General features: G+C 41.8%; 13 protein-coding genes. 2 read left to right on the top strand and 11 right to left on the bottom strand.

Annotation, left to right across the window (positions count from 1 at the left end; translation table 11 throughout):
- Positions 1-99 precede the first annotated feature (99 nt).
- The 10 genes from Q0171_RS02665 to Q0171_RS02620 form a co-directional block, all read right to left on the bottom strand.
- Positions 100-327, bottom strand: a complete 228-nt coding sequence (locus Q0171_RS02665; protein WP_299326487.1) for a hypothetical protein — start codon at positions 325-327, stop codon at positions 100-102.
- 143 nt (positions 328-470) lie between these two features.
- The gene (locus tag Q0171_RS02660; protein WP_299326484.1) at positions 471-728 is read right to left on the bottom strand and encodes a type II toxin-antitoxin system RelE/ParE family toxin; all 258 of its coding nucleotides are present in this window, start codon (positions 726-728) and stop codon (positions 471-473) included.
- A gap of 2 nt (positions 729-730) precedes the next feature.
- A complete protein-coding gene (locus Q0171_RS02655) occupies positions 731-955 on the bottom strand; it encodes a DUF6290 family protein (RefSeq protein WP_299326481.1) in 225 nt (74 codons plus the stop codon).
- Positions 956-1,136: 181 nt separating this feature from the next.
- A complete protein-coding gene (locus Q0171_RS02650; protein WP_299326478.1) occupies positions 1,137-1,277 on the bottom strand; it encodes a hypothetical protein in 141 nt (46 codons plus the stop codon).
- A gap of 89 nt (positions 1,278-1,366) precedes the next feature.
- Positions 1,367-1,861, bottom strand: a complete 495-nt coding sequence (locus Q0171_RS02645) for an ATPase (protein ID WP_299326475.1) — start codon at positions 1,859-1,861, stop codon at positions 1,367-1,369.
- Positions 1,862-2,016: 155 nt separating this feature from the next.
- Positions 2,017-2,190, bottom strand: a complete 174-nt coding sequence (locus tag Q0171_RS02640) for a hypothetical protein (protein WP_299326472.1) — start codon at positions 2,188-2,190, stop codon at positions 2,017-2,019.
- Positions 2,175-3,338, bottom strand: a complete 1,164-nt coding sequence (locus Q0171_RS02635; protein ID WP_299326469.1) for a protein kinase — start codon at positions 3,336-3,338, stop codon at positions 2,175-2,177. The genes Q0171_RS02640 and Q0171_RS02635 overlap by 16 nt, the downstream gene beginning before the upstream one ends.
- Positions 3,338-7,150 carry a DNA methyltransferase gene (locus Q0171_RS02630; protein WP_299326466.1) on the bottom strand — a complete coding sequence of 1,271 codons (3,813 nt, stop codon included), beginning with the start codon at positions 7,148-7,150 and terminating at the stop codon, positions 3,338-3,340. Before Q0171_RS02630 ends, Q0171_RS02635 begins: the two co-directional genes overlap by 1 nt.
- Positions 7,151-7,193: 43 nt before the next feature.
- Positions 7,194-7,442 (bottom strand): hypothetical protein, encoded by a 249-nt coding sequence (locus Q0171_RS02625; RefSeq protein WP_299326463.1) that lies wholly within the window; start codon positions 7,440-7,442, stop codon positions 7,194-7,196.
- A complete protein-coding gene (locus tag Q0171_RS02620) occupies positions 7,439-10,750 on the bottom strand; it encodes a helicase-related protein (protein WP_299326460.1) in 3,312 nt (1,103 codons plus the stop codon). The genes Q0171_RS02625 and Q0171_RS02620 overlap by 4 nt, the downstream gene beginning before the upstream one ends.
- A gap of 378 nt (positions 10,751-11,128) precedes the next feature.
- Between Q0171_RS02620 and abc-f the strand changes: the two genes are divergently transcribed.
- Positions 11,129-12,739 (top strand): ribosomal protection-like ABC-F family protein, encoded by a 1,611-nt coding sequence (abc-f, locus tag Q0171_RS02615; protein WP_299326457.1) that lies wholly within the window; start codon positions 11,129-11,131, stop codon positions 12,737-12,739.
- 3 nt (positions 12,740-12,742) lie between these two features.
- Entirely contained in the window at positions 12,743-13,519 is a 777-nt protein-coding gene (locus Q0171_RS02610; protein WP_299326455.1) for a hypothetical protein, read from the top strand.
- A gap of 99 nt (positions 13,520-13,618) precedes the next feature.
- Here Q0171_RS02610 and Q0171_RS02605 read toward each other — a convergent pair whose 3' ends face one another.
- A complete protein-coding gene (locus tag Q0171_RS02605) occupies positions 13,619-13,789 on the bottom strand; it encodes a hypothetical protein (protein ID WP_299326453.1) in 171 nt (56 codons plus the stop codon).
- Positions 13,790-13,906 lie beyond the last annotated feature (117 nt).

The following is a 13,906-nucleotide window of genomic DNA, read 5'->3' as shown; positions in this document are numbered from 1 at the left end:
TGTCCTGTGGCTAGCTTGTCTATAAGCGCGTCAGTCAAATCTTTGTCTTTTGTTTGTAGCTTTTTGTAGTCTTTGATAAAGCTTTTTGTGAAATTGACATTATAGCTCGCCATTATCGATCGCCTCCCTAAACTCAGCCACATTGGCGTAAGTCTTTAGCGTGCCTGCTGCTCTCTGCTTTTCTAGCTCTGCCTTTGCTTGTAGAATCTCTTTTTCAAACTTTGTGAGCTTGGGCTTTTGCACCTTGCATTTTGCGTTATCAATCTTGGCTAGGCTTTTTATCGCAGTGTAAAGCTCTTTGCTGGCGTTTTCTATAATCAGTGTCATTTGTTATCCTTTGGGCTTTTGTGTTGCTTAAAATTCTAGCATTAGTTTTTTATGTTTTGGATTCTATGGCTGTGATTTCATCGTTTGTGAGATTGTAGAGCTTATAGACTAGGCTGTCGATTGTGGATTCTAATTACTGGGGATTATTGATACACTTCTTTTCTATGGGCGATGTGGATAGCATAGATAAGTAGCTCATTGTCATTTATCTCGCAGATTATGCGATAGTCTCCCACTCGGTATCGCCAAAGTCCGCCGAGATTGCCCACCAAGGCTTCGCCCTTGCTTCGTGGGTTTTCTAGGGACTCTAGCTCTTGTGTTAGATTCTTAATACGCTTTTGTGTGATTGTATCTAGCTTTTCAAACTGCTTTTGCGCTTTTTTAGAATACACAAATTGCATCGCTAGAGTCCCAGCTCTTTGTAAAGCTCTTTAGCAGGTATCGCGCCATCGCGTTTTTCATCGTTGCTTTTTAGCTGCCACTCTAGTGCCGCATTTAAGTCCTCTAAATCCTCCATATACGCGATTAACGCCTTTTGGATAAGCTCCTCTTGGCTGATATTTTGCTCTCTAGCGAAGTTTTGGTAGGCTTCTTGTAGCTCTTGTGAAATGTTTATGGTGATACTCATCGCACTATCCTTATGCTATAAATTTGACTAGATTCTAGCATTAGTTTTCTATGTTTTGGATTCTAGGGCGTTGGCTTTTCTAAAGAAACCTGCGAGCTCACGCTCGCACCGCTTCGCTTGTTTTCTAAAGAAACTGCGCTTCGCTTGTTTTGGGCTAAAGGGCTAGAATCCACTTTTTACGCTAGTGGCGTTTTATCGTCATTGCGAGACTTGCCGTAAGGCAAGGCGTGGCAATCCACTTCATTTTTGTCATTGCGAGCAAGCGCGGTAGCAGTGGCGTGGCAAAGCAAGGCGCAGCCGCAGCTTCTTTAGTAATCCACACTAGAATCCATTTTTAGCCTTTCTATGATTGCATTTAAACTGCATTTTAGCTTGGTTTGTATAGAATCCAGTCTCATTCACGGCGGTGCTTTACCGCCACCACCTGCCACCGCAAGCGACATTTCTCCACCACGCAGCCACTTTAGCTATCTTTCTCTTTTCTCTCTTAGCGAGTCTTAGGCATTGCACTTCTTGTGTGTATTCCTTTAGCTCGCTATCAAAACACCCTAGAAAATCATCTAAAAACTCCGCGATTCTATCTCCATCAATCCCCACTAGAATCCTAGTTTTCCCAAATTCGCACACGCTTGAGAGTCTAGGCGTGCCATTGGGATTTGTTTTTAGCAGATTTTCAAAGTGAAAAGCCCTATTGCGTATCGTGCGTAAAATGCTATAAGCAATTTGCACTTTTTGATAATCACGCATTTTGTCTTTTTTATTATGTGTGGAATATTTGCGGAAGTCCATATCGCGCATATTTACAAGCCTATTGTGAAGCCTATGTGTATCTATACACTTGCACCAATACCCAAGCGTTTGCTTAGAGATAAACTCACTATCACCTATCTCTAAAAGTAAAGCCACTTTATTGCGCGTGATGATTTCTAGCAGCCCAAGCCTTATGCTGATGTCTGCTATTAGGGCGAGATTTGCGCTATGCTCACGCCAATCGTTTGTAGCTAGCTAGCCTAGAGAGTGAAAAAAGCTCGATTTGTTTATGTCTATCCATAGCCCACACTTCAATAAGATTTTATAATTTCTATCTCATCGTTTGTGAGATTGTAAAGTTTATAGACTAAAGAGTCAATTTGAGATTCTAGCTCTTTTTGCTTATGGATTGCCGTGCCTTTTTTCAAGGCTCGCAATGACGGAGTTGTGGCATTTTCAAAAATGGATTCTAGGGGTTTTGACAAAAATCGATAAAGTCGTTTTTTAAGCTTTCTAAATCTTTATATCTTTCCTCTATATTTGCATTTGTTCCCTTATGTAAAAAATCACATTTAGCATTTTCTATTTTTTCTTTACCTGTAGCGACAAAATACAAAACTTTACTTAAAGTATAAATTTCATCACAATGGCTATAACTCTTAAAACCTATTTTTTCAAGCCTTGACTTTTCATTTAAACTTCCTTTTATCTCAGTATCATCGCTAGTTAAATCGCTATTTTTTTCTTTTATTAGACCAAAATCAGAAACCTTTACTACAAGAATACCATCATACTTCCTTATTAAAATATTAGTAAGACTTATATCTCTGTGTAAAATGTCTTTGTTCCATAAAAATTGGATAGCCTTTAGTATTTGACAGCCTATCGAAATTCTTTCATTTTTTGATATTTTTTGATTATGCTTATTGATATATTCCTTTAGGGTAAAGTCAGCATACTCCATAATATATTCTTGTTTATCTTTGTCAAAACAATATACTTTTAGTATGTATGGATTATCAATTTTTTTCATTGCTTCAAATTCTTTTTCAAATCTTTCAATTTCTTTTTTGTTAGCTTTATTATTTAGCCTTTTTAATGCAAAATTACATTGGTAAAATTTATCGAAATACTTATACACATCAGCATAAGAACCATTGCCAATTATTTTCAATTCGTAAGCTTGTTTTCCGTTTGGAGTATCAATAGTCTTTGATGAAATAAATATGGGGTCTTTTTCATAAATTTGTATTTTATTCATTCCAATAGGAATTTCACTCCCAGAACTATCTTGCAAAAAGCCTAAGCATTGTGTAAAAATATCATTATATTTTCTATCAATTTCAAAGCATACTTTGCTACTTTTTAGCTCTTTTTGCAATCGCCGCGCAGTCTCTATACTTGATTTTAATTTTCTACTACTATTAGCATTATAGTGTCTATTGTTCTCTATGGCTGGAAGTCGTTTATTCATTTGCTTAAAACATTCCACTATATTGTTATGCAAGGTTGAAAAAATCAATTGTAACTTCTCATTCTTAAAATAACTATACAGCTCTATATAGAGTCTTGATATTTGTTCGGCAAGTTCATCGTAAATTTTGTTTATGTTGTTTTTATCTATATTATCCATCACTTTCCTTTAATTGTTTTTATTTCATCATCTGTGAGATTATAGAGTTTATACACTAAAGAGTCAATTTTAGATTCTAGCTCTTGGGTGTCAAGGGTGGAATCTTTTGCTTTAGATTCTAGGATTTTATCTACACATTTTATAATCTCATCACACAGGGGCTGATTAGATTCTGTGATTTTGGGGATAGGGAGTTTTCTTAGATACTCTGGGTTTAAATCAATATTTCCAACTCCCCTTATTTCATCTAGTAATAAAGCAATATATTTTGAATTAAGTATCCCTAACAAATATAACAAATTGACTTGTTGCGATAAGTTTTCAAGTTCATTTCGTTCAAAGTTAGAAAATTTTTTTATACTTGAAATAATGCTTTTGTTATTTATGTTTTTAAGATTATGCCACAGCACACAAACCCTAATAGTTTGGTCGCAAATAGTTTTGTTAGTGTCTATGACTGACTTTAAATATCCTATTTTGTTAATTACAAGTTTTTCCGCTTCAAAAAGTTCTGGGAATCTTGGTTCTCTACATTGTGATGGACAGCGTTCTGTATTGTATTCAAGGTATTTAACATTTACTATTTGATATTTTTCAATATCTTTTCCTTCAATATATGCTCTATTATGGATTTTATCCATTGTTCTACTAATCAAATCTTTTTTTGTAAATTTATAATTTTTATTAGATTCACTTGAATGAAGTCCCATACCAACGCTTATATAACAGAAGTCCCCTAGCGTATTTAATTTTTGATATTTATCAATTTCTCTTTCACCTGTAAGATTCCAAATAGAACTTTTTTCATCTTGTATGAATATGTTTCTATTCTTCTTATAAATACGCTCAATAGTATGATGATGTAATTTTGAAATAAAAATTTCATTGTTTGCATTGTTGTTTTGTATAAAAACGATACAATTTAAAACTTCAGCATTAAAGACTTTTGACTCGTGTAGGTCTGCAATTTCTACAAGGCTAAAATCTTTAAAAATATTTTCTCTGCTTTTTTGTGCGTATGGTTGATTTGTGTAGGGATATGGAATAATCATAGAACACATTCCATTGAAGTTTAGTATTTTCAATCCACGCTCTATAAAAGGGATATATAAATCCCATTTTTTGTGTAATGTTTTGTAGTATGAAATATTTTTTAATGTTTCTCTTTGTTGGGCTAAAAACTTATCTTTCATTTGATTTGGAGCAGATATATACGGCGGATTGCCGATTACGATGTCAAAGCCGCTTAGTCCAAACATATACTCGCTGTCAAAAAACTCTGCCACAGAGTGCGGGTCGTAGGGATTCCATTGTGTCAAGGGGCTTTCGCCTTGTGCGTGTAGGATAAGGTTTCTTGCTATGTGGGCGGCGGTCTTAAGGTAGTCTTGCTTTAGGCTCTCTCTTGTGCTTAGGTCTGCGCTGAAGTTATCTTGGCGGATAGATTCTAGCTTTTGTTTATCGGCTTGGTAGCCATCATACTCTAGCATAGAGTCTTGGGGCAGGGGGAGCAGGGAGTTGGCACTTAGGAATTTAAACTCTAAGTTTGGCAGGGGCTTGATGTCTCTGGGGGCTTCTTCTAGGATAAGCGATAGGAAGCAGCGCAGGCGGGAAATCTCTGTCGCCATAGGCTGAATGTCTATGCCGTAGATGTTGCTTTGCAGTATTTCTAGCTTGCGCGTGTAGGGGGAGCGGGTGTCGCCTAGAATCTCGCCTAGCTCTAAAAGCTCCTGCATAAGCCCTATGGGGAAGGCTCCGCTGCCACAGGCTGGGTCTAGGACTTTGAGCGATTGTAGGGCGGCTAGGATTTGGGATTTTTGGGGTTGTGTTAGGGTGGTGGGGTCGTGGTGGAAAATTAAATTGTGGATTGCTTCGTTGGTATCTGGCGTTGGCTTTTGGGCTAAAAATGGCGATTGCTGCGGCGAGCCTGCGGTCATTACCGCTTTAGGTAACTCCCTTGACTCGCCTTGCAAAGCCCCATTTTTATCACCAAAATCCTGCCGCCTAGTTGCGTTTGTAGAATTTGTGTGGTTTTTGTTAATCCTAGAATCCTGTGCTTGTTCGCTTAGAATTGTTGCGTTTGTAGAATTGCTGCTTTGTTGAGCGGTTTTCTTAGAATCCACTTTTTTGCTGTCATTGCGAGATTCTGCGGTGGCAGAATCGTGGCAATCCACACTAGATTCTACTTTTTTCGCGTTATTGCTAGATTCTAGCTTTGCTTGGGATAAAGTCTTTTCAAGGGGGGACAGGGGGGCTACTTGCGAAGCGTCCCCCCTTATCCCCCCTTTGACCCCCCAATCCCCCTGCACGCTTTCAAGGTTGCACGCTTTGCGTGCGCCATTGATTTGATTGGATTCTGCTGGCGCAGAATTGGATTGCCACGCCACTGCTGGCGCAGTGTCTCGCAATGACGGAGCAGGGGCGTTGTCCTTAAAATCGTGGCTTTTTTCAAAAGTGGATTCTAGGTCAGTCTGCTCGGCTCGGCTTTCTTCTTCAAGGATTCTAAGATTTGCGGTGGTGCTTTCGTGGTTTTTAGCAAATTTTGGGGTAGAGCTAGACTTGTGGTCTGCGGTTGCCCCAAAATTTGCTAAATCTGCGGAATGACTACCCAAAGCTGAATCCAACTTAGTGAGTAAAAATTGATAGAGAGAGGTTCGGCACATATACCGCACTATCTCTCTCGGTGTATAGTAACTCCCTGTCGATTTGCGCAGTGAAGCGGTAGAGTCCTTGCGATTGTCAGTAAATAGCTCGCTTAAAAGGCTCTCAAACACTAGCCCTAAAAGCTCTGGGTTTAGCCCTACTTCTTGGGAGTCTGGGGTGGATTCATCGATGCTGAAGTGGTAGCTTTCAAGCAGGGTAAAAAGCTCGGCTAAGGGGGCGTTAGGGACTTTTAGGGTGGCGTGGTAGGCGGTGGGCTTTTGCGGGGAGTAGAAGTCGCTTGCCTGTGGGGCGAAAAGTCCGCCATTAAGATAGGGGATAGAATCTAGCAAAGTCGCTACGCGTGGGTCTAGCAGATCGTAGTTGCGCTTGGCTTTGGGGGTGTTTAGCGTGGAGAAAAAGAGCGGCTCTAGGACTTCGTGGTAGTAATTGTCGCTTAGAGTGGTGCTAAAGATGGCTTGGTCTATCACGCCCTTTTTTTCTAAGAATTTGCAGAAAAGGAGGCGAGAGAGGAGGCGGAGGGCAAACTCGCGCTTCTTGGAATCCGTCTGTTTTGTATGGACTGCTTGGGATTCTGCGGGGAGCTGGATAGAGTCTATAAGCGTGATAAAAATCCCTACAATCTCTTTGTAAAACTCTTTGGTTACAGGCTCTAGGGAAAAGGCTTCTTCTAGGGCTTGCTTGCTCTTGGCTTGGGAGTCTATGAGCGTTTGAAGCTGCTTTTGTGCGGTGTGGGTGGGGATAGAATCTCCTAGCACGAAGCTCTGGCGGCGGAGGTTGCTGTGGGTGGATTTATTTGCCTCAAAGTCAAAGCCTGTGGTGATAAGGCTTAGGCGGAACTCTTGCGTGTCGCTTGGGTCATAGAAGCAGGCTAGGATATGGGAGGCGTTATTTTTAGCGATTTTGGCTAGCTCTTTGTGCAGCGTTACTTTGGCGTGGGTGCTGCCTACTTCAAAGGCGAAGACTTGCAGGATATGGCTAGATTCTAGCTCTATGTCTTGGCAGATTGGGGCGTAGGCGTGGATAATATGCCCATCTTTGTAGGGCGTGGTGGGGGAGTTTAGCAGCTGGGCTTGGGGGAAGGCTTGCTGGATAAAGTCTTTGAAATATTCTAGGGTGTAGGGGGAGGTGGTGAAGGTTTGTAGGCTGTTCATTTGGGTCTCCTTTGGTTTGGGTTTTGTTTTGGCTTTGAACGATTCAGCTTTGGGTAGGCAATGCGGCAGTGTTGCGATTTTTGTGAAAGGCACGAACGCCAAGTTCGCTAACCTTCCCCAAAAATCGCAAAGCTCCCACAGCCCCACCGCAATTCTTAGAATCGTGGTGGGCTGGCTGGGTGGCTTGAGTGAAAATCCTAGAATCCACTTTTTGTGCTTTTGCGTTTTTGCTGCTTGTGGATTGCCACGATTTTGCTAGCGCAAAATCTCGCAATGACGGGGAGAGCTTCATTGCTTTGCCTTTGCAAACGCAGTGATACTTAGCTCAATTTCTACGCTTTTGAGTGTTGCTTCTGCTTGTGGCTCATCGGCTTGGGCTTGGGGCGGGCTTGTGAAGCCGTATTTGTGGGCTAGATTTTTAAAATCTTGTAGGCTTTTGGCGTTGTTTATGTCTTTGGCTAGGTGGTGATAAGTGCCATTGTGCAGCGCGGTGATAAAGCTGTCTTTTAGGCTAGATTCTAGCTCTGTGTGGCGAAGCTTGGTTAGGGCGTTTCTCTCTTGGGGGCTTAGGGCGTGGGCTGCTTTTGGACTGCTGGGGCTATTGGGCGAGCTTGGCTTGGCGTAGTCATCTAGCGCGGCTTGTGTGTGAGAGAAATGCAGGGCTATCTCATCACCGCTTGGCTTGTAGGGCTTATGCGTTATATGGGCTTTTAAGAAGTCGGCGATGTCATAAAACAAGCAGGGCTTGGGGGCTGCTTCTTTAAGCAGGGTGTTTGTATCGGCTATATGGTAGGGGGCGAAGCTTTTTGCATCTCTTTTTAAGTAGGCGTAGCTTTGTGGGCTAGAGGGGCTAGAATCTAGCTGGATAAAGCAGCGCGACTTGCTAGGGAGGGCTTTGATACGAGCAAACTCTGCTTTGTCGTTGAAGTAGAGATCGCGCAAGTCGTTTTGATACTTTGTGTCTTTGCTGGTCTCTTGCTCCTTTTCTTGCACGATTTTAAAGAGCTTTTTGCTATCAAATTCTTCACTCTCATCATAAATGGCAGAGTCTTCGCCCAAAGTGTAGTGGAAGCTTTGGATCTTTTGGCTGGCGATGGCGTTGATGTCAATGATATGGTCATTAAAGTGCGTGGGCTTGAAGTTGTAGATATGGATTTGCTTATGGGGTGTGCCTATGCGGTTAATGCGCCCTATGCGCTGCATAAGGCGTGTGGCGTTGTAGGGGGTATCGTAATTTATGATGATATTGGCGCGGTGGAGATTCACACCCTCTGCTAGGACATCGGTGGTGATGATTACGCGCTTGTCATTTTGCTGCTTATTTTCTGGGTAGTTGGCATCAAAGTTTGCTCGTATGCTAGATTCTAGCTCATTGCGGTTGCCGCTGTGGATATGGAGGATTGCGCCGCGTAGGTGCGTGGATTCTAGCTGGGTGTAGAGATACTCGCTGCTTGATTTTGCTTCTGTGAATATGACGACTTTTTGCGTTGAATCTTGGGAGTCTAAAAACTCTTGCAGTTTATCAAGCTTGGGGTCTTGGGTGATTTGCTCCCATTTATCAAGCAGGGCTTGGAGATTTGCTCTGTCTATTTGAAGCTTTTGTGCATAGTCTTTGTGAAAGTCGCTTGGGTGTAGGGCTAGAAGCTTATCTTGCTCTAAAAGCTCTTCTAAGGCTTGGTCGTTATCTTCTTCTAGGAGTCTGTATAGCCGCTCTCTGTTGTCATAGTTTTTGGGGAGATAGATTGCATCTGTTTGAAATTGCTTGAGCATTTGCTCATAAGAGTGGATTTGCTTATCTAAAGTGTCTTTGAAAGCTTTGATACTAGAGTCAAAGCGTTTGAATAGAATCTTTTGCATAAAGATTGCAAGCTGGGTGGATTGATCTTTGTAGAATCTATCATCTTTGCCTTTGCCATAGGCAGCGCGGAACTTCTGCTTGCCTTGCTCGGTGAGATTGGGGTAGATAAGATAGCGTGCGTAGGTGTAGCCATTTTTCTCACCTATAAATTGCTCGGCTATGGTGTTTAGCTCACCTGCTAGGAAAAGCAGGGTCTGTGTGGCGAGATTATGCGAGATGGAGTCTAGGTCGTATTCTAGGGGCTTTGGGTCGGTGATTTTAGGGAAGTGCAAGCCTTGCTTAGTTTTGTCGTTGGCATAGCTGCTTTGTATATCCCCTCTAGTGCGGCGGATCATAATCTTTGCCAGTAGTTTTTCGCGTAGGGTGTCGCTTAGCTTTTGCAGGGCTTGCGTGTTTTTGGATTCTGCTTCTGTGGTAGTGGGCTTCTTGGCGTTGGCTAGGGCTTCGTTTTTCTTTCTATTAAGCTCTTTGCGCTCTCTATTGAGCTTGTCGTAATCATCATTGATTGTTTTGAAAAATCGCTCTAGGCTTTGGCTTTCTACAATGGCGGTGTCTCGCTTATCGCGGAAAAGGTAGATTTGCTGCTCCAAGTCTTTGGGGGAGTTGTTTTGCGGAGTGGCGGATAGGAGTATGACTTTTTTGCGTGTGGATTGGGTCTGCGCGCTTGGGCTTGTGTAGGGGATCTTACAGAGGGCTTGCAGCTCTTTGTAGCGGTTGGAGTCTTGGTTGCGGAAGTTGTGGCTCTCATCGATGATGATAAGCTCAAAGCTCTCTTTGTCCTCTAGCTTGTGTAGGCTATCGTGCGTGGTGATCTCTACCCTGTGCAGCTTTAAATCATCTTTATGCTTTTTCCAAGACTTTTGCACGGCATTTGGTGCGCAGATGAGAATCCTGCCTGTGATTTTGCTATCTGTTTGCAGCTTTTTGGCAATCACGCAGGCAATGAGTGTTTTGCCAAGTCCTACCACATCGCTTAGGAAAAAGCCATTATATCGCTCTAGCTTGTCTATGCCCTCTTGCACGGCGTGGATTTGGTAGTCATAGGGCGTGTAGTTCGCGCTAGCGATTAGGGCTTGTATGCTGGAGTCTGTGTGTAAAAATACTTCGCCAAAGTGGCAGAGCAAAAGCTTGTGATACATCTCTTTGGGGCTTAGGATTTTCTCTAAATAAGTCCCCTTTTTTGCCCTCTCTACATCGCTAGAATCTAGCGGGATAGCACTCTCCCATAGACTCTCAAACTCAAAGTGGCTAAAGGCTAGGTCATCGCTATTTTTTGACAGGAGATTAAACTCATAGTTGTTTTCTAAGCCATTGTGGCTAAGGTTGCTGCTGCCTACAATCAGCGAGCCTTGGAAGTGTGGCTTGCTGGAATCTGTGTGGCTTTGGGCTTGAGAGTAGAAGAGGTAGAATTTAGCGTGGGCGTTTTTATCTCGCACGATACGGATTTGGAGCAGATTGGATTCTAGGGCGTGTTGCAGGGCTTGGAGTGATTTTTCTACTTGTAGTTGATAGGACTCTTTTTGTATGGATTTTTGCTGGGCTTTGCTAAAGGCTTGGGTGAATTTTGCCTTGTTTGCTTCGTTTAGGCGGGATATATCGGCGTTTGTCCGCTCTAGCTCAAACACAAGGGAATCGACATTAAGCCCCACAAGCAGACGGATAGAGCTAAATCGCTCATAGCCCCCAGAATCCATAATGAGCTTATGCAAATGGATAAAGCCACTTACGCGAAAATAGCCCATAAGAAAGGCTAAGTGTGAGATATTTTTGTCTGTTAGGGCGTTTTTGAACTGATTTTTTAGCGTGTTGGGAGGCTTATTAGTGGTGCAAACAGAGCTTGTATAGGGATTTTGCCCTGTGGGGTGGGGCTGGCTCTGGGCTTGCGAGCTAGAATCTAGGCTAGATTCTAGCTTGGGGCTGCTCTGCTGCCCCCCCCCCTAATCGATTTTTAGCAGTGTGGTTATGATTTGTCATGGCGATGTCTTTGAAAGTGGGATTGGTAAATGGAGTGGATTATAGCCAAAAATCCTCTGCGATTTTGATAAAGCAATTTTACGCTACAATCGCGCCACAACTTTGAATGAGAATCTACCCACATAAATCCATGACAAAGGACACAAATGCTACAAACAATCAATCTTTCAATGCGTTATGCGACAAAAAAGCTCTTTGAAAATGTCAATATCAAGCTAGATTCTGGCAAACGCTATGGGCTTATCGGGGCAAATGGTGCGGGAAAATCCACTTTTCTAAAAATCCTAAGTGGGCAGTATGAGGCAAGCAGCGGCGAAGTGGTGATAGAGAAGGGCTTAAAAATGGGCGTTTTGGGGCAGGATCAATATGCTTACGAAGAGCTAAGTCTAAAAGATGCGGTGCTGCTAGGCAATAAGCGATTATATGACGCCATAAAACGCAAAGAATATCTCTATGAAAATGGCGATTTAAGCGATGATACAATCAATGCCGAGCTAGGTGAGCTAGAGATGATTTGCGCTGAAGAAGATCCAATGTATGAATGCGAGGTGGTGATTGAAAAGATTTTAGAAGATCTAGGCTTTGAATCTAGCAGTCATAATGAGCTAATGAAAACCCTAACCGGTGGCGATAAGTTTAAGATTTTGCTAGCCCAAGTGCTATTCCCCAAGCCTGATATTTTGCTCCTAGATGAGCCTACAAACAACCTTGATTTACACTCTATATCGTGGCTTGAAGACAATCTCAAACGCCACGAAGGCACGCTTGTCGTCATCAGCCACGATAGGCATTTTTTAAACAGCGTTTGCACGCATATTTTGGATATGGATTTTGGCTCTGTGCGGGAGTTTAGTGGGAATTATGATGATTGGTATATCGCCTCCACACTCATCGCCAAGCAGCAGGAAATGGAGCGAAACAAAAAGCTTAAAGAAAAAGAGGAGCTAGAATCCTTTATCGCACGATTTTCTGCTAATGCAAGTAAGGCGCGTCAAGCTACAAGTCGCCAAAAGCAGCTTGAAAAGCTCAATATTGAATCCTTAGCGGTTAGCTCTAGGCGAGACCCTAGCATAGTCTTTAAGCCCAACCGCACCATTGGCAACGAAGCCCTAGAGTGTGAAAATATCAGCAAAAGCTATGGGGATCTCTGCGTGCTAAAAAATGTGAGTTTGAAAATTCTGCCCGGGGATAAAATCGCTATCATCGGGGCAAATGGCGTGGGTAAAAGCACTTTGTGTAAGATTTTGGCAGAAGAGTTAAAAGCGGATTCTGGGCTAGTCAAATGGGGGGCGACCACGCAAAGAGGCTACTTCCCACAAAATGTGAGCGAAGAAATAAGCGGAGAAGAGAGCTTGTATGAGTGGCTAAGGGGCTTTGATAAGAAAAAAGAGAGTGGCGAGATACGCAACGCGCTTGGGCGAATGCTCTTTAGCGGCGAGGAGCAAGAGAAGCCCATAAACGCCCTAAGCGGTGGGGAAAAGCACAGAATGGTGCTAAGCAAACTTATGCTAGAAGGGGGGAATTTTTTAGTGCTTGATGAGCCTACAAACCACCTTGATTTAGAATCCATTATCGCCCTTGGCGAGGCGTTGTATAAATTTAGCGGAAATGTGATTTGTGTCAGCCACGATAGGGAGCTAATTGATGCGTATGCTAATAGAATCATTGAGCTAAAAGTGGATTCTAGTGGCAATGGTGCGGAAATTATAGACTTCCGCGGGAGTTATGAGGAGTATTTGGAGTCTCAAGGGGAGTGATAGATGAGTAGGCATAACGAAAAGATGAGAGATCTTTATGATAAAAAATTAGAGCTTTACGAGAAGGGCGATGAGAGAGGCGATATATACAAAAACTACCGAGAGCAAGAAAAGGTGATTGAAAATATTTTTAGTAGCGAAGATATTTTTGAAAGAGCAGATGAAACGCAACAGATACAAAAAGACAAGACTTTGCAAAATGTGCTGCTAAAGGTTTCTGTGTTAGATAGCTTTTATAGCACAAATCTTACAAGATCAAAATTTGGTGTTTATAAAGTTGCTAAACATATTGCCGAGCTAGAATCTAACAAACAAATCCACCAAAAAATACGCAACGCCAACCCACAAAATTACAATGAATTAAAGGATATTGTTAAACAAATTGCAAAATGTAATCTAGAAAAAACTATCAAAGACAAAGTCATAATCATAAATCCTTACTCCTTTGCGACAAAATACTGCTTCCACCACAATCAAAACGCCTTTAGAATCTATGATAGCTTTGTGCGTGAAGTGTTGGTGTTTTTTAACAATGGCAAAAGTGATACAAGCAATGCAAAGTTTAATATACCTAGTAAGCTAGTAGGCACAAATTTTTATGGAAAAAAGCTCACAAACAAAGAGCTTAAGGACTATGACACATACAATACATTTCTCCAAGCTATTGATGAGTTTGCCAAACACTATGGGCTTGAAAATGAAAACACACGAGATTTAGATCATTTTTTGTGGATTCTAGGGAAAGAAAATAGAATAGACAAAAAAGAAACAATAGGGTGAAAATGATTAGCAGAAAATAGCTTTTATAAAAGTGGATTCTAGCCTTAAAGCCTTTTGAGCTTTAGGGCTAGTAGATCAAGGTAGGCAGATTCCTAGAATCTACTTTTTGTTTTGCTGATTTGGGTTAAACTGCTTGCCCCTGTTGCCTTGATTTTGGTCATACTGCTTATTTGTGCCACTTGTGCCTTTGTTAGGATTTTGCATATTGGCTGCATTGTCCTGTGGCTTGATTGGCTTGTGTTGGTTTGAACCTTGATTTGAGATAGCCATTTGAGCTCCTTGTATTGATGTTGGATTTGTATTATGCGTTTTTTTTTTTTTTTTTGTTTTTTTTTTTATTGTAAAATTTTTTTTTTTTTTTTGATTTTGCTTAAATTGTAAAATATT

Origin of the sequence: uncultured Helicobacter sp. (assembly GCF_937906905.1) — a bacterium.
Classification (GTDB): Bacteria; Campylobacterota; Campylobacteria; order Campylobacterales; family Helicobacteraceae; genus Helicobacter_B.
This window is presented reverse-complemented; position numbering and strand designations above follow the sequence as displayed.